27 protein-coding genes are annotated in these 15283 nt (G+C 56.7%); 1 reads left to right on the forward strand and 26 read right to left on the reverse strand.

Annotated features, from left to right (window positions below; all coding sequences use genetic code 11):
* Positions 1-17: 17 nt before the first annotated feature.
* From FYJ24_RS09390 to FYJ24_RS09490, 21 genes are all read right to left on the reverse strand, one after another.
* The gene (locus FYJ24_RS09390; RefSeq protein ID WP_154545795.1) at positions 18-281 is read right to left on the reverse strand and encodes a hypothetical protein; all 264 of its coding nucleotides are present in this window, start codon (positions 279-281) and stop codon (positions 18-20) included.
* A 62-nt stretch (positions 282-343) separates the two neighbouring features.
* Positions 344-781, reverse strand: a complete 438-nt coding sequence (locus tag FYJ24_RS09395; protein ID WP_154545797.1) for a hypothetical protein — start codon at positions 779-781, stop codon at positions 344-346.
* 87 nt (positions 782-868) lie between these two features.
* Positions 869-1492, reverse strand: coding sequence for a hypothetical protein (locus FYJ24_RS09400; RefSeq protein WP_154545799.1), 624 nt, complete (start codon positions 1490-1492; stop codon positions 869-871).
* Positions 1493-1566: 74 nt separating this feature from the next.
* Positions 1567-1989 carry a hypothetical protein gene (locus tag FYJ24_RS09405; protein WP_154545801.1) on the reverse strand — a complete coding sequence of 141 codons (423 nt, stop codon included), beginning with the start codon at positions 1987-1989 and terminating at the stop codon, positions 1567-1569.
* 3 nt (positions 1990-1992) lie between these two features.
* Complete coding sequence (locus FYJ24_RS09410) at positions 1993-2286, reverse strand: hypothetical protein (RefSeq protein ID WP_206192626.1); 294 nt, start codon at positions 2284-2286, stop codon at positions 1993-1995.
* A 3-nt stretch (positions 2287-2289) separates the two neighbouring features.
* Positions 2290-2652 carry a hypothetical protein gene (locus FYJ24_RS09415; protein ID WP_154545803.1) on the reverse strand — a complete coding sequence of 121 codons (363 nt, stop codon included), beginning with the start codon at positions 2650-2652 and terminating at the stop codon, positions 2290-2292.
* On the reverse strand, positions 2652-3017 hold the full coding sequence (locus FYJ24_RS09420; protein WP_154545805.1) for a hypothetical protein: 366 nt from the start codon (positions 3015-3017) through the stop codon (positions 2652-2654). The genes FYJ24_RS09415 and FYJ24_RS09420 overlap by 1 nt, the downstream gene beginning before the upstream one ends.
* 19 nt (positions 3018-3036) lie before the next feature.
* Complete coding sequence (locus tag FYJ24_RS09425) at positions 3037-3381, reverse strand: hypothetical protein (RefSeq protein WP_154545807.1); 345 nt, start codon at positions 3379-3381, stop codon at positions 3037-3039.
* Positions 3381-4307 carry a phage major capsid protein gene (locus tag FYJ24_RS09430; RefSeq protein WP_154545809.1) on the reverse strand — a complete coding sequence of 309 codons (927 nt, stop codon included), beginning with the start codon at positions 4305-4307 and terminating at the stop codon, positions 3381-3383. Before FYJ24_RS09430 ends, FYJ24_RS09425 begins: the two co-directional genes overlap by 1 nt.
* Before the next feature lie 15 nt (positions 4308-4322).
* Positions 4323-4676 carry a DUF2190 family protein gene (locus FYJ24_RS09435; RefSeq protein ID WP_154545811.1) on the reverse strand — a complete coding sequence of 118 codons (354 nt, stop codon included), beginning with the start codon at positions 4674-4676 and terminating at the stop codon, positions 4323-4325.
* Positions 4677-4678: 2 nt separating this feature from the next.
* On the reverse strand, positions 4679-5848 hold the full coding sequence (locus FYJ24_RS09440; protein WP_154545813.1) for a head maturation protease, ClpP-related: 1170 nt from the start codon (positions 5846-5848) through the stop codon (positions 4679-4681).
* Positions 5845-7272, reverse strand: a complete 1428-nt coding sequence (locus FYJ24_RS09445; RefSeq protein ID WP_206192627.1) for a phage portal protein family protein — start codon at positions 7270-7272, stop codon at positions 5845-5847. Before FYJ24_RS09445 ends, FYJ24_RS09440 begins: the two co-directional genes overlap by 4 nt.
* A 14-nt stretch (positions 7273-7286) precedes the next feature.
* On the reverse strand, positions 7287-8846 hold the full coding sequence (locus tag FYJ24_RS09450; protein ID WP_154545815.1) for a hypothetical protein: 1560 nt from the start codon (positions 8844-8846) through the stop codon (positions 7287-7289).
* Complete coding sequence (locus tag FYJ24_RS09455; RefSeq protein WP_154545817.1) at positions 8821-9222, reverse strand: hypothetical protein; 402 nt, start codon at positions 9220-9222, stop codon at positions 8821-8823. The genes FYJ24_RS09450 and FYJ24_RS09455 overlap by 26 nt, the downstream gene beginning before the upstream one ends.
* A gap of 116 nt (positions 9223-9338) precedes the next feature.
* Entirely contained in the window at positions 9339-9479 is a 141-nt protein-coding gene (locus FYJ24_RS09460; RefSeq protein ID WP_154545819.1) for a hypothetical protein, read from the reverse strand.
* Complete coding sequence (locus FYJ24_RS13440) at positions 9479-9775, reverse strand: HNH endonuclease (protein ID WP_318656630.1); 297 nt, start codon at positions 9773-9775, stop codon at positions 9479-9481. The genes FYJ24_RS09460 and FYJ24_RS13440 overlap by 1 nt, the downstream gene beginning before the upstream one ends.
* Positions 9776-9951: 176 nt before the next feature.
* Positions 9952-10629, reverse strand: a complete 678-nt coding sequence (locus FYJ24_RS09470; protein WP_154545821.1) for a hypothetical protein — start codon at positions 10627-10629, stop codon at positions 9952-9954.
* Between the two features lie 10 nt (positions 10630-10639).
* A complete protein-coding gene (locus FYJ24_RS09475; RefSeq protein WP_154545823.1) occupies positions 10640-11311 on the reverse strand; it encodes a DUF6308 family protein in 672 nt (223 codons plus the stop codon).
* A 50-nt stretch (positions 11312-11361) separates the two neighbouring features.
* Positions 11362-12123, reverse strand: coding sequence for a hypothetical protein (locus FYJ24_RS09480; RefSeq protein ID WP_154545825.1), 762 nt, complete (start codon positions 12121-12123; stop codon positions 11362-11364).
* A gap of 98 nt (positions 12124-12221) precedes the next feature.
* Positions 12222-12473: a hypothetical protein gene (locus FYJ24_RS09485; RefSeq protein ID WP_154545827.1), complete on the reverse strand. Its 252-nt coding sequence runs from the start codon at positions 12471-12473 to the stop codon at positions 12222-12224.
* Between the two features lie 379 nt (positions 12474-12852).
* Positions 12853-13038 (reverse strand): helix-turn-helix domain-containing protein, encoded by a 186-nt coding sequence (locus FYJ24_RS09490; RefSeq protein ID WP_154545829.1) that lies wholly within the window; start codon positions 13036-13038, stop codon positions 12853-12855.
* 15 nt (positions 13039-13053) lie between these two features.
* Between FYJ24_RS09490 and FYJ24_RS09495 the strand changes: the two genes are divergently transcribed.
* Positions 13054-13338, forward strand: a complete 285-nt coding sequence (locus FYJ24_RS09495) for a hypothetical protein (protein WP_154545831.1) — start codon at positions 13054-13056, stop codon at positions 13336-13338.
* Here FYJ24_RS09495 and FYJ24_RS09500 read toward each other — a convergent pair.
* From FYJ24_RS09500 to FYJ24_RS09520, 5 genes are all read right to left on the reverse strand, one after another.
* Positions 13324-13707, reverse strand: coding sequence for a hypothetical protein (locus FYJ24_RS09500; protein ID WP_154545833.1), 384 nt, complete (start codon positions 13705-13707; stop codon positions 13324-13326). The two genes, FYJ24_RS09495 and FYJ24_RS09500, sit on opposite strands and share 15 nt — an antisense overlap.
* Entirely contained in the window at positions 13708-13866 is a 159-nt protein-coding gene (locus FYJ24_RS09505) for a hypothetical protein (RefSeq protein ID WP_154545835.1), read from the reverse strand.
* Positions 13863-14261, reverse strand: coding sequence for a hypothetical protein (locus FYJ24_RS09510; RefSeq protein WP_154545837.1), 399 nt, complete (start codon positions 14259-14261; stop codon positions 13863-13865). Before FYJ24_RS09510 ends, FYJ24_RS09505 begins: the two co-directional genes overlap by 4 nt.
* 72 nt (positions 14262-14333) lie before the next feature.
* A complete protein-coding gene (locus FYJ24_RS09515) occupies positions 14334-14753 on the reverse strand; it encodes a hypothetical protein (protein ID WP_154545839.1) in 420 nt (139 codons plus the stop codon).
* Positions 14750-15097 (reverse strand): hypothetical protein, encoded by a 348-nt coding sequence (locus FYJ24_RS09520; protein ID WP_154545841.1) that lies wholly within the window; start codon positions 15095-15097, stop codon positions 14750-14752. Before FYJ24_RS09520 ends, FYJ24_RS09515 begins: the two co-directional genes overlap by 4 nt.
* Positions 15098-15283: the final 186 nt, after the last annotated feature.

Genomic DNA, 15283 nt, shown 5'->3' on the forward strand with positions numbered 1-15283 from the left:
GGCCACCCCCTCGTATACTACGTAAAGCGGATTTCCTCGAGAAGCTCACTCACCGCGGCGCTGTGCTCTTCCTCAGTGACATGCGTTCCCTCATCGTGGAAGGGGAGTAGCCGCTCGGCCTTGTCCCCGTACAGGCCGATCACGAGAAGTAACTCTGGCATGGAGATTGGGTAGTCCCACCCGTTGACCGCCACGAAAAGGCTTGTAGCTGAGTCCTCTAGGGAGGCGTCCACGAGCGTGCACGCCTGCCCCCACGAGGCGGGAGTGGACAGCTCCCACACGTTCACACCGTATGCGCCAAGCGTGGTGGTCAGTGCTGCCCGATGATCACGCCACAGCGCGATCAGCTGATATATTTTCCCAACGCCACCTGCGCCATCTTCTGGAACAAGTTGAAGAACTTAGACGCAAAAATCACCACAGAGGCAAGATTCTGCTTCTCCAACGCCGCAGCTGAGTCTTCATCACCCATCGCGATAAGCAGGGCTTTGAGCTGGTCCACCTCGTTGTCATGTGTTGCAGTGACTTCGTCGAGGTCCTGTACGGAAAATGCTAGTGGTGCTTTGATGATGGTCCCATCAGGAAAACGACCAGCCACGACGCGCTTTTCAATAATGATGCAAGGAACATCCACAGCTACTGCCGCTTCGGCCAGCGCTGCTTCTTCCTTCGCTTCGTCCCAGGTATCGAAAAGCTCATTCAAATCCGTGGCGGTATTCCGGGAATCCCACACCAAACCTTCAGTAGATTCCGCTGTTGTTTCCGTTTTCTTTGCTCCCATTGTTTTCTCCTATCAGTGATTGCCTACCTGGTGGATATTGGTGCCGGTCGGGGCAGATAGGCACACCCCGACCGGACGACTAATGAATCACTCCCCGGACTGATCTCCGCCAGGGGGAGGAGTGTTCTTAGATGCTGGCGTGCCGTGCCACATTTTGAAAGGCTTATCCAAACCAGTCTTCGGGTCCTTGAATAGGGGGTCTTCCTGCCAGGTGAGAGTCACTGACCTGCCACGCACTTCACCGCGAGTGTCCTGGTCAATCTCAATCTCAGTGACCTGAGCTGCCCCGTTATACCGATCCTCCGTGCCGTTCTTGAACTTCGTAGCTAGGAAGATCAGCCACTTGGCTTCAGGGAGGGAAGAATCAACATAAATGACGCCGTTCGCGTCAGGTTCTTTGCCTTCCGTCAGTTTCAAAACTGCCGCGTTGTTTTCCGCAGCATTCACCACAAAAGACCGTGTGCCATCCCCTGGCAGCACGTAACCTTTCTGCCAAAACTCGAGAGCGTCACCAGACTCACGCTGATGCTGGGGTGCGCCGTCCTGCTTGACTAGACCCAGCATGTCGTAGGCCTCTGGCAGTTCCAGAGGTGTTTGTCCTATCATCGTGTCCGCTATGACGTTCGCGGACGCGTACGGCGCGAAAGCGACAATCCCACCAATCGGGACTGGCACCGCGCTTAGATCATTACCCTGCTCATCAGCAGCCATCGTGTTACCTCCTGAGTAACAGAAAAGCCGCCCACAGGACGGCTGGTTGGTTTCGGTTTACTTGTTTTGTGGCTCTACCAAGAGCCAACGACTATGTATCCCACGGTCCCGTAACGCCTGGCGACATCTAGATCGTCAATCACCGGGTAGGGGCCGTTGCACCCGTCCCAATCAACAGAGGCTATCGGCGACCCGTCAGCGTGGACTATCGCGTCATCCATCAGGATCGACATCACCAGGCGCCCCAAATCGTTCGCGGGCTTATCGTTCATGCGTGATCCCGCCAGGATCGAGACACCGATCGACCTATCAAAAGTCACGTGTGAGAGGCGCATCCCCGAGTCGTCCCGAATCATGATTAGCGGCTGCTTCAGCGGCAGAGAGAGGTCTGTGGGTTCTTTGTTGGAAACCTGCACTGAGTGCCCTTCACTTGTGAGGGCCGTCCGCAGGTACGTTGTGAGCCACAGCTCCAGATCGGGTGCGGTCACTCGCGTCATAGTTCACCCCCGTCCGGCAGATTTCAGAGCCCGCGCGAGATTCCCCGTTTTCGATTCGACCAGTAGCGTTTTCGGGTCCGTGCCGGTCACCAGATAGACGGTGCGGAAACGAGCCTCGGCCTTTTCGATACGTAGGCCCCGCTGGTATGCACCCGTATCGTATGGGGCGTTAGCTTTCGCGGCGGCTAAAACTTTCTCCGCCGCTTGACGTTCAAGGCTTTGAACTCCACTTTCCCGCAAAATATCGTCGAAAAAAACCTGGTTGAACTCTATGTAAGTTTGCCCTTTGACTGCCACGAGTCACCCCACGTATCGGTTTAGTGGTATTTCTCTTGGCGGAGACCACCCCGTAAACGGGTTCGTATCTGCTGCTGGGGGAATCCCATCAATCGTGTAGGTAGGTGCCCCTGGAGGACCGTTGCGTATCCGGTCGCCTTTGCGAATATCAAAGGCCCCATCACAGAACAGGGACTTTGCTTCGAGTGCCTGCTCCCGGCTCTCAGCCTTTGTCATGGATGTAGATGACTGGGCGATGAAAGCGTTCGGGATTTCCAAGACGTCCGGGTGGTCCCAGTCCGCAGGGATAGTTGAGTCTGGATCGTAGGGGTCAACTTTGGCTTCTGCCCGTAGACGATACACGCTTGTACCAAAGGGAAATTCCACTAGTAGTCTCCTTCAGGCCAAACCCTAGATATGGGGCGCGTTTGGGGGAAAGAACCAACCGAATGCCCGGCACGGCTCCCTCCACTTGCTGCACAGAGAGCTCGCAGGGCCCGCCGGGGTTGACCATCGAATGCGGATTCAACATCCGCATACTCGACAGACGCACTACCGATCCGTTGCGATTTCACCAACTGCGAGCCGCGAGTGGCGAGCGTCTTGTAGACGCGCTTGAGAATAGCGACCGCGTCTTTTTGTTCCTCACTGTCGTCGGCAAACGAGGAGATGCAGGGGGCGATGTCACGAGCCACTATGAGCACTTCACGTGCAAGGTCTTCGTCGGGACCGACGCTTTCATGGGTGATCATTTCACCGCCCCCTCTCTTCTTATTCCCCTTGAGCTGCCATGATCGCGGCGACCTTCTCCGCCTTACTCTTCGCCTTACTCACATCGATATTCTTCGATGCGGCGTAGGCGTCCAACTGCTTACCGGTCCATTCCTCCGAAGGCTCACCCTCGGGGATGCTGCCCTCATCTCCGGGCTCAGTTTTCACTTCAACCTTTTCGATGAGGCCTGCACCCACCAGATGCTCGATGCTTGCCGCGTCAACGGTAGAAGCATCAAACCCGGCAGGCTTGTATACGTATCTCTCAGAACCGTCGATCAGGCGCACTACCGCGCACCCGCCGACAACCCGGTAAAAACCTTCTCCGGCCACGACCTCACTCATCACAGACCCGTCCCGGTGAGCTTCACGCCCGCCATCGGCTCAGTAACGACCGGGACAGTGACGCGGCGGCCACGCAGCAGGTAACCGTCTTTGTCTCCCGTGGTGGCACGGTCAGTGGACGCTTCCACACCGGTGTTGCCCGCAGGGGCAAACTCGGGGGAGAGGATTTTCTCATCAGCCATTCCGCCGAGCTGATCGATATCGAACAACCACGGGTCTGTGCCCATGATGTGACCCGAGGTTGCCCAGGTCAGACCGAGCGCATTGACCGGCAGGCTGCCTGTGAGGACCACGTTTGCCTGCTCACGGGGGAGCGCCCCATCATCAACAAGGAGCCCAATGAACTTCGCGAACTGCGCACCCGGCAGAGCCACGACATCCAGTTCCAGGCCGGTCGCCAATTCGGCACGTTCGTTCTGAATCTTCAAAATGTGCTCAACAGCCTTACCTGCCTTCTCCCACCCGCCCGGAGCGGCAGAAGTGGACGTAACACGCGACGCGATAACACCCCATGTGGTCTGGTCGACGGTGCGAACGATCTGATTCGCGATGCGCTTCAGAGCTTTCTCCACGTACTGGCGGCCTTCACGCGTGATCTTCTCATCGGTGATGATCGTGCCCTGACCCCACTTGACGGTGCGCGCTGCGGACGGCAGGCCCTCATCAAGAGCGATCAGCGGGTACTCCCCGCCGGGTTCGATTGCCTCAGGGGCCTCACCCGTGTAGAGATCGTCGGTGCCGGTTTCGTAGAAAACCCCGCCGCCGGTGGCATCATAGCGGCCTGACAGGAGATAGTCCGCGAGGAACTTTTCCTTGGTCAGGTCGGCCAGGCGCCTTGCGATCAGTGTTGGAGACTTGAGTAGCAGATGCAGCTCGCTGGTTGTCAGCGAGCCTTCTTTGTGGCGCGCAGGATATGCGTAACCCATTCCTTCGGCCCCTTTCTAGATCATGACCTCGACCACGTCGTCAGCCTCAGCTGCGGACGTGAGTGCGAGGCCCAGCTTGTTGGTTCCGGTAGCAGCGACTTTCCCGCCTACTGCAGATGAGACGGTCGTGCCTGCGGTGATTGCTTCGGCTGTGGGGAGCCGGTGGATTTGGCGACCGATGTATACGGTTACCTGTTCCCCGGCCTTTGCATCACGTGCGGCGACGCCGACGACGCCAACAGAATCTTCACCCGCGGGTCCTACGGTGCGGTCACCCGTGGCAGCGACGAGCCGCCCCCCAGTGATGGCTGTGGATGCAGTGAAAGTCACTGCGGCTCCGGGCATGAATTTTGGAATGTAGTCCGCCATGATTATGCCTCCTCACCGCTGTACTTGGCGTACAGCGCGTCATCGGCACTTGTGAGGGAGTCGGAATGTCCGATCTCCTCCACGGGAACCGTGTTTTTTGGCATGGACGCGATAATCGCAGTGATGCCCTCTTCGTCGTTGTCGAGCTGGGCGCGCCACTTATCTTTTGACTCGGCGGTGATCCGGCCCGACTTGAGCGCGTCAGCAATGATGCTGTCACGACGCTGAGCGTCGATTGTGTCCATTGCCTTGCGACCTGCGGCGGCGTCATCCTGGAGCTGTGCGTATGCCGTCTCGTCAACGACGATCGCGCCCTCCGGGAGTACCTTGGTTGGGGCTGGAGCGGTGAGAGCTTCTTCGAGAGCAGTCATCACTGCTTCCTCGGATGCTTCGGCATCGGTCAGACCGAGCCGCTCACGAACGCCAGCCAGGAAAGCGTCACTCATAGTGACCTCCTTCGTGTTGGGTTTACCCGACTCGGTTGAGGCGGGATTCTTCTCCACCGCGGTAGTCGCGGCGAAAACTGGGGTGGGTGCGTGTGCGCGCCCCTTGAAACGGAACCGGGACAGGTCAAAAGCAGAAGTGGCTTCCAAGTCGTCTTCTTCAGTGCCGTCCCACTTATCGGCAAGACCAGCGTCGACTGCTTCTTCGGCCGTGTACCAGGTTTCGGCTTGCATGATCGCCCGCCACTGTTCGCGGGTTCCTCCGGCGCGGGCAGCGTAAATGTCCGCGTAGGAGTTAGACAGTTTGTGGAGGATCGCTGCGGTCTCTTCTAGGAACTCCGCGTTCCCGTAGGCGCCGCCGGACGCGTCATGGATCATCATCTGGGAGCCGCGGTTCATGGTTATCGTGTCGCCGGACATGGCGATCACCGACGCGGCGGAGGCCGCCAGCCCGTCAACGATCACATCGACGTGTGCCCGGTGGGAGCGCAGCGCGTTCATGATAGTTACGCCATCCCACGCGGACCCGCCAGGCGAGTTGATGTGTACAGTGAGGGTGTCCACGTCGAGAGCGCTGATCTCATCTACCAGGGCTTTGGGGCCGATGCCTCCACCCCACCAGGACTCGCCAATCTCGTCGTAGATGTACACGTCCGCTGACGACTCACCGTCTGCTTTTGCCTCGATACGGAACCAGTCGCGTGGCCCTCGCGTCTTTGTCTTCGTCATGTTGCCTCCTCGGGGCCACTGCCCGTAATGTCTGCTCCAGTGCGACGAATGATCTCGCGCGCTACCGCCTGAGTGAGTGGTTTCTTGTCTGTCGCGAGGTACACCTTCTGGGCCACCTCGGCGGCGTTGCGCGCCAGTTCCGCATCGGTTGGAAGGTCCGAACTGGACGGGTCGTCGTCTGGAGCATCCGCGGCGCCTTTGACTGGCATTCCATACTTCGCGCGCAAATACTCCTCGAGAGCTGGGTCTGTGGTCAGCGCCCCGCAGTCAATGAGTGCCCGCACTGCCTCAGCGGTCAGTGTCTGCGTCTCACCGATCACAGCCGGGACGACACGAGGAGAGGGCTCAGATGACCCCCAGTTCAAATCCACAAGGTCCTCGACAACGTGGGACTGGACCACCTCGGCGATGTGCTGCGCAGTCGCATTCAACGAGTCGGTAAAGAAGTTCACGAACGTCGCACCCAGCGCATAGCTTCCGGTGGCGTTGTCTCCACCCAGGCTGAGGAAGTTAGCGAGGACCGCTCCCGCGATCTGCTCGTCGTAATACCGGATCGGCTTATCCGTATCCGGCAAACGTCCCGTCACGCCAGTAAGAGCGAACTTTGAATCAGCGGCCAGAGACACTCCCGCCGATTCCCCGGCGCGAGCTGCCTTCGCAATCTCTAAGCCCCGGTCGATCTCTCGCTTCATCCACTCTTCAGCTTCCTCGTACGTGGAACCTTCCGGCGGGGGAGCGGACGTGAATGTAGGAATACCAAGACCATTACGTTCGGCGGTGAGCGCCTGAACTCGCAGCAACCTGTCCTTCAGCAGCCACATTTTGTAGGCGGACCGCAGAATCGACTCCCCCAGCCAGTTCGCACCCTCACGTTCATTCACGAAAGCGACCAGACGATCAACAGGGATCGTCACAACAGACCCGCCGCTGATCCCACGCTGTTTTATCGCAACCAGGCCACCATCTGGGGCAACCTCAACATCTGCGATGGTACGTGGGGGACGCCAAGCCAGTTTCGCCAGCCGCGTCGATCCATCCGACTGGTCATACACCTGCTCAAAGAAACTGTGCCCAAAATCGAGCTCCAGCAAAGCAAGGCGCAGAAACTCTTTGAAAGAGAACCTACCCTTCAACCGCAAAGGAGCTTCGAAAGGCTCACCCTTGACCGGCAGACCCAGATTATCCGCAACATACTTGGTTACTTCTGGACGGCAACCGGCACCATCAACGACCCATTCTGTTCGCATGATCGGAAGCTTCACAGCGCGGAGTACTGACTTCACCTGCGTGTCCTCGCGGCGCATCCGGTCAAACACGTCAATCGACTGCGGCCATTGGAGGTCCGGATTCATCTCGTGAGTTTCCGCCGTCAATCGTCCCCAGCCCAGGAGTCCTCCGTCAGCCTGATAGCCGATTTCTTTCACGTGAGTCCTCCTTTCTAGAAGCGCACAATGCGCAGATCAATGTCAGAGGGCACAACGTCCCCAGGGAGAGTTCTAGGTGCAGGCGGTGGCGGCAGTTCTTTCTTCGGGGAAGCTTCAGACTTGAGTACTCCCCAAAACGCCCAGGTAACCGCCTGAGCGATCGACACCGGGATCTTCGGATCGGACTGTTCCCACGTCACACCAGCCCGACCAATGTTTCGAGTGGTCGCAAACTCTAACGATTTACGCACCTCAGCCTGTGGGCGGTGCGGCACCAAGCCAGCGTTGACATGTTCCACAAACAGGGCTTGCGCAGCGGCAATCTCATCCAAGTTCATGGATAAGAACTTCACCTTCGCTGTTTCCAGTGAGGAGATGACCGCAGCAGCGTTCTTCGCATCCAGCACAACTAGGGCGTTCCTATACTCGGCCTTGAGAGACTTCAACTCTTCGGCAACCCAGCGAGTACCTTTGTCGGTTCTATGGTGCTCGACGGCCACCTGCTCAGAGTCCACGCGGACAGCTTTAGCGATTGTGCCGAACGCCCCAGCTTTCCCCAGAGCCAACGCCAGGACCACACCATCACCAGTGACACCGGCGTCGTCGGAAACGCTACGGTCCCACACCGTCAGGTCTAGCTCGGACCGCTTCACCGCTTCTGCGGCAGGCCGGTTCGGCCAGATAGACAGCCGCTCCCGAGCAAACCCTTCCTTGTCGGGCGAGGTGTCCCGATTCAGTTCTTCAGAGGTAGTCTCGCGGTACACCCGCACATCAATAGCTGGGTTCGCTGCTTCCCAATTCTTCTCATCTGTCAGATCGATTTTCTTCGCGAGCTTCGGATCATCCGATCCAACCGGGGAGTATTCCACCCAACAGGTCCGCTTATTCTTCCTACTTCCGTCCCGACCGCGGTCCCGAAGGCCCTCAAACACCTCAGCATCATTCACACCTTCTTCGGGAACCGTCCCAGTGAATACTTCCTGACGGTTCTTCACTGTCGTCGCAGTGAACGTCAATGCCCGATATGACGCTTGCGACAGCTCCTGCGCTTCGTCATAAATGATCACGTCTGCTGTGAAGCCACGCCCAGAGTTCTTCGATCGAGCAATGAACTTGATCCGATCACCACGACGCTGACCCGGACGCGGCTTCAGTCGGATACCCTGCTCATTATTGCCCTCATAAATCTGCGAAACTCGTGCCATCAAGTCCGGGTTCGCACGAACAGTGGAGGTCAGTTTTTGAAGCGCCTCAGTGTTGGTCTTAACTTCATGCGACGTATGGACGACCGTCTTTGGTCGACTATCTTTGCGGCGAATGACGAACAAATGCAGAAGATCGTAGGCAAGAAGAATCTCGCCTTTACCGTTCTGGCGGGCTACCAGCTCACCAACCTCGGTTGCAGCCCAGTTACCTGACGCATCAACTGCCATCCACGCGGCAAGATCACGCCGCTGCCAAGGATCTAGAACCACACCGATGGACACGAGCCAGGAGTTCATCTCTGGCGTGAATGCCGTCCCCACATTCGCAGGCAGCGACTGAACTCTAGGCTGTACCAATAGGAACGACACTTAGACCTCCCGCAAGGATCTCTAAACTGTCAGCACCCCCGGCGCCATCCTCACCGCGATTAAGCTCTTCAATCTCCGCCCACACAGCCCGCAATTCACGCGAAATCCCAGCAACCGACTTTGGCTCAGCCACAGCAGCTACCCTCATCGACTCAGTCAACAAATCGCGCTGAAACTCCAACGCGTCCAGTCGCGAAACTCCTTTTTGCGGAGCAGGCAGTGGAACGACATTAGCAATAGGTGGTTTCTTGTTTGCGCGCTTCGATCGCTGCAAATTGCGGTGAGCCTCACGGCACGCGTCACAGGGCTCTTCCTTGTGTCGCAAGTGGCGTTTATAAGCGGCTTCCGTCCCACATGGGGAGGGTTTACGAGGCATGCCGAGCACCTCCTCGCACAAATGGAGCACACGGAGAAAACTGCGGGGAGAAAAATGCCTCGAGCCGCGCGGGAGGTTGGCAGCAGGTGGGTCCCTGGATTTTTAGGGGGTGGGGGTTAGCGGCGTCGTCCGTTGAGGGTCCAGATGTCAAGGAATGTGTCCCACCAGGCGAGGCGTCGGCGGTTCGTTTTTGTTTGGTTTGTGGCCCATTGGTGGAGTGCTTGTTCTCGGTGTTGGACTAGTGTCGTGGTGATCATTAGCTGGCCGCCCATCCTTCGAGGTCGATGTCTTCACGGTTGCCTTTGCGGCTGTTGCAGGAGCGGTGCATTGGTTGTAGTTGTTGTCCGGCGAGTCTGCCGCCGTTGGCGAGCGCGTCAGGGTGGTCTGCGGTGAAACTCATGCGCTCTGTTGCGGGGAGGGCGGTGTCGATGGGTTGCCCGCACCAGTAGCAGGGGAGGTTGAGTCGTTTGACCCTTGCTTTGAGTGCTGCTTGTTGTCTTCGGTATGCGCGGTGGCCGCGTCCGTTGCGACTGCTAGTCCGTTTCACACTCACGTTGTCATCCTCCTGAATAGGTTTTCAGGTATGGCTGATAACAGTGAAGGTCTTTTGTCCGCGCAGGACCGCCTCTAGCGTTTGATTGTTTGCTTTGCTGGTCGAACTCTTCTTTGAGTTGTTTGTATCTTCGTGCAGAGGCGCGAGCCAACCTTGCACCTCCACACGAAGAGGGGTCACATGATTGGGTTGGGCTGTTCTTGAGCGATGACTGTTCCAGCGCCGTCTTCCACAATGATCCAGTCGATGCCTTCTACAGCCGATGCTGGGAGGAGTGTCGACAAAGCTCGTGCTGCTTGCTGACCAAATTCTTCTCGGTCTAGGTCGTCCGCTGAGATTTGAAGCGTGTAATAGGCCAAGTCTCCTTCAACGCGGATTCCGTTGATGTATCCGGCCCATAGTGTCGGGTCGCTTACTAGTATTTCTGTGAATTCTTGTCCGCCAAAAGCGTCTTTAGTGGCTTGAGTGAGTGCAGCTGATCGTTCCTCATCCACAGCGGGTTCCGGGGTGGGAGCTTGTTCAGTGGGGGCTGCAGGGGTCTCGGTTCCTTCTTCTTTATCTTCATTTTTCGTGACGGTGAGAAGGACTTGGTTGTCGTTCTGTTTTTGTTCGATGACGGTCCAGTTGCCCTTTTTGAAGATGCTTTTTCCGCTATCGGTTACGGTTTCAACTTCGTATCCTTCGAGCTCAAGGTTAGCCTCTGCGATTGTGAGTAGCTGGCCTACTTGATCGGAGGCTTGCGGTTCAGATTGAATAACTTCAGCTGATTGTGTTGTGCTCGAGTCAGTGTCGTCACATGCGGTGAGTGTGAGTGCTAGCAGTATTGCTGTGAGGGATGCGCCAATGCGTTTCATACCAACGATTCTAACTCAGTATTCGTTTGTACTTCTTCGATCCAATCAGCCACGCGATTACGTCGAAAACCCGAATGACAGAGATGCGATCTTCTAGGCCTGCTTCTGCTCGAATGCTTTCGAGTTTGCTGTAGTTGTTGTCCGTATTGAGCCATTCACTGAAAGGTGTCCAGTATTTCTTTTTCGGACCCACTGTCATCCCGCGTACAACAGAGTCTGTGATGGGGAATAGCTCTGGTCGTTTTCTAGCCATTAGTTTGGTTGCACGTGTTTCCCCAAGGTTTTTGATTCCACCAGACTTGAAAGCACTAGCAAGGGCGAGGTAGAGGTCACGTCCCGGATATTTCTTACTGCTCCATGCCTTCGCCGGGATGTTGATAAATCGCTTTGACACGTCGATTTCTGTGAGCAGATTCGTGTATCTATCGGGGTTGTCTATAAGTATTTCGACGATGCCATTGGCCTTGATGTCAGCACTCAGAAGTGAGCATGCGAGTAGGTCTTCGACTGTGAACCGGTGGGGGTCGTTTGCTTTGCCTGGCGGGAAGGTGTCGAAGTAGCCTCCCTCGAAATGGCCGCCGTCCTTGATTGGACGATAGTAGCCCTTTAGAAGTTCGACACTGAGAGAACTGTCGTTCAAGGTGTCTCGAAGACAACTATTGCGAATAAACTCTTTCGTCATCGGCTTCCTCATTGAATGATGAAAATGGGCGCACTAAATGCCCTCAAGCGTTACAGTACCACCGCCCGCCCGTTTATGTCGGCGAGGACATACCGGTCATCGACTTTACTGACTTGGCCGCGGTGGACCCAGAGGCGGACTGTGCCCATGCGTAGTTGTGGCCAGATGGTTTTCAGCTGGGTGTGGGTTACCAACACTGTACGACTGATTTTTGGGGAGCGTAGCCGTTCGATGAGTGCGGCGTCCCAGTCTTCTTTGGTGAGGTCAAACGACGCGGCGCACCCGGCGCAGGTGCCTTTCGTGGCTTGTCCGTCATGGGTCATGTGGGCTTTGACTTTGCCGCCGCACTGGGGGCAGAGTCGCACGGTCACAGAGGATCGGCCGCAGAGTCTTGCGACGGTGCCGTGGGCTTGTGATAGCTCCTGCGTGAAGGTTTCCCAGTCTTCCCAGGCGTGCCAGAAACTCTCGGGGTAGAGCCAGAGGGTTTCGTGTAGCCAGTGGGCGGGCCAGCCTTCCACGTCGACTTGGAGGTATCCAGCAACCATGATGGCTAAAGATTCGAGGATTTCGTTTGCTCCCGTCTCAGTACGAATACCGGGAGCTCCCAGGCTGTCGACGTCGTCGAATACTGCGTCGAGGCCGTGGGGCATGCGCACGTCTTCGGCGAGAGTGCCGTGTAGCCCACCCACCTGCCAGGTGGAGTGGAGGCCGATGAGGTTGGCGTGGGCGTCAGGGATTTCTTGTTTCCACCGTGCGAGTTGGTCGAGTTTTTGGATGGCGGTGTCGCGGGGCATTGGGGTGTTGGTGGTCATTGTGTCCTCCAGGCAGGCTATGGTGACAGTGTCTGGTTGTCACAAGCCCCTGATCTTCGGATTGGGGGCTTCGTGTTTTTGCTTATATGTGGCGATTATTAGCGGTTTTGTGGATTCCAGTTGCAGGTGATTCCGCCTTGCGTGTACACAACACACTCCAACGGGCGACCGTCGCGCTGGGCAAGAATGTAGCGGCTCACCCACCCGTCACCAACTTTCCACGAGGGCACGCTCATGTCTGGTGTGCTGGTGCTTTGTGGGGCGCTTGCGGGCTCCGGCATTTCAGTTGTGGTGGTGCAGCCTGTGAGAAGCAGACAGGTGGCGAGTAGGGCTAGTAGTCGGTGTTTCATTTCGATGCTTCCTTGGGAATAGAACAAGAAGAATAGGTCTTAAGTCCCGGCAAATCACATGGGTGTAAGCCTTTGAACACTACATCTAGTGCGTTTAGGCGATTCGCACCACAACATGTTGCGTTCTGCGCTAATTTGCTTAATGGCTCGCATGAGTCACAAAAACGGAAGGAGGTGAAAACAAGATGGCCAAAGGAAAAGGGTCCCCACAGAAGGATCATTATCGCAGCGCAAAAACTGGCCGATACGTGACAACAAAGCACGGAAAGGCCAACCCGAACACGACTGTCAAACACGGAAAGTAACCAGCTAGCCGTTTGATACGTCTTCGAACCCGGGTGGCCTTGAAAGTTAGTGTACAGCCAAGGCCACCCTTTTTCTAAGATTTGAGTAGCCATTCGTCAACCTCCTCAATGTGGTATCGAACTGTTTTCCCGACTTTGTGGAACGGTGGACCGACTTTCCGGCTACGCCAATCCTGGAGAGTGCGCAGTGAGACCTTCATGTGGTCAGCGCACTCTTGGGGCGTTAGCCAAATGCTGGTGGATTCGTTTTCTTCCTTCATGAAAGGACCCTTCTCTTGGTTCTAGTAGTTGTGATGTACGTGGTTTCGGCACTTATGGCGGGGTATGTCGCAGTAGTATCTGGAGTTGACTCATACCGAGAAACGCGTGCCATTTTGCAGGCGCCCCGGGACAAGAGCCTGGGCGACAGGGGTGTCACTTTCGGAGAGCTTGAAGTAATAGGGAAGCTTGCTCGCAATAATGCGCGCGCTGTAGGCAAGACACTATTTCGAGTTTCGTTGACCGCGTTGAGTGCCGTCATTGGGAGCGCCGCCAGCATCATCGCGCTATTCATCATTTGATTCCTCCAAATGCCCTCGTGACCCGGTGAGTAGGGCCACGAGGTCGCCCAGTGTCATGGTGATCCACTGATCCTCTGGCCGTCCTTTGCCGTGGCGTTTGTGGGCGACGATGCCGGCGAGGGCGTCGTCGTTGCCGCGTTCGATTTCCGCCTCAGTAGCCCAGGTTCCGAGGCTGATCTTGCTGGTGTTCTTACACTCAACAACCACGCGGCCACCCATATGCCGCAAACCACTAATGTCCCCACGGTCCTTGCTGCCGGTTTTCACTCTGCGGTCGATACGGTCATCAACATGGGCTGCGAGATAGTCGGCGACTAGGCGTTCGAAGCTGCTGCCGGCAGCCTTCGCGCTCTTACGATTCCTAGCCATTTAGTTGGCCTCCTTTTCTGGGGTCAAAATGAACTCGTATGTGCCGCCCACTCCGTTACGCATCTGCGCATCCGGATACTGCTCACCGATAAGCTTCGAAATGGCGATGAACAGGTTAAGCGGGACCAGGCCACTCAAAATGACAGTTGGCGAGCTCACCGGTCGTCACCGTCCTCGCCAGCGTCGTTCCCAGCGGTGAGCAGTAATCCAACCGCTGAAGCATCGCCACGCTCCGCCAACATCATGAGTAGCTGTACGAACGTCTGATCATTCTGAAAGGCCTCAAAGATGATCCGCGCAGCATCGGCCCCATGGTTCCTCGGGTAGCGCACAGACACGGTGGTCTCGATATGGACGTCGTCGATCTCGGCGGCCAGGTCGAAATCAACATGAGGCCGTTTATCTTCGGGTTCGTCCAACAGATTATGGATCGCCGTGACGATAGCTTCCGCCTCGCTGTAGCCGATCGTGATGGGACCAGTGATGTCCCTCGTCTCGTTGAGTTCGACAGAGCGGATAGCTTCGATCATTCGTTCACGGTTAGTCGTCGTCATTGTTTTCTCTTTTCTCTCGTGTGTTTGGTATTGGCCGCGCACGTTCGCGCACACGACCCCTTGTTCGGGTGGTTAGTAGGGTGGTGGGCCGTTGGTTTCCTTCTCTGGTTGGTTTGGTGGGTAGATGGGGATTGGTTGTCCGGGGAGTTGTGGTTTGCCGCATTGGTGGGCTGGTAGCCACGCGTATTTTGGGTAGTCGTCTAGTGGGTCGTTGGGGTGGGTCCACCAGAGTTCTTGGGGTTGTCCGTGTTGGTTGACTGGGGCCCTGTAGATGGTGATGCCTAGTTGGTGGGCTGCTTGGATTGCGGGGAGTGTGAGGGTCCAGGGGTCGGTGGTTTGTTCTGAGAGTCCGCCGTCGGTGAGTGCGGTGAGGATTGTTTGGTGGCAGGTGGGGCAGGTGCGTGGTTGGGGTTTGCGGCCTATGCGGATTGGTTGTTTCTTTTTGGGTTTTTTGGGTGTGGATTTCAGGGTGAAGAGTGTGGGGGTGCTCATGTGAGGTCCACTTCTGCCCAGTAATTGAGTTGGGCGATGAGGATGCTTGTGGCGTGGCCTCGTTCGTGTGCGCGTTTCTGGGCGGCTTTTGCGGCGGACCAGTCCAAGAATGGTTGCCTGCGGGTGGTTCCATCGTCGTGTTCGGTGATGAGCATGAAGATTGAGGTTGACGCGTTGGCTGCGAGCTGGGCGTCTCTTTCGCGGATAACAGTGATGTTTCCGGGCTGGGTTGCTGTTGGTGGCTTGCAGGGAATCTTGGGGTGGTCCTGGAGGTAGCTGGTGGCTTCCGTGGAGGTCTTGTGGCTGTCGCGGAGGAGCTTGTTGCGGAGTGGAATGTTGATCATTTTCGAGGGCCTTTCTGCCTGTGGATAACTTGGGTGGCAGTGCCACAAAGTGCCACTTTTCTTGTTAACTACCCGGGCGTGGAGCAATTGGGATGCTTTTTTCGTGTGGTCCACTAGTGTGAATATGCTTGTGTTGTAGGTGTCAGAAAGTGGCACTAAGCGGCACTGTTGGCCACTTTTGCTAGT

Source organism: Scrofimicrobium canadense, assembly GCF_009696615.1.
In the GTDB taxonomy this organism is placed as follows: Bacteria; Actinomycetota; Actinomycetes; order Actinomycetales; family Actinomycetaceae; genus Scrofimicrobium; species Scrofimicrobium canadense.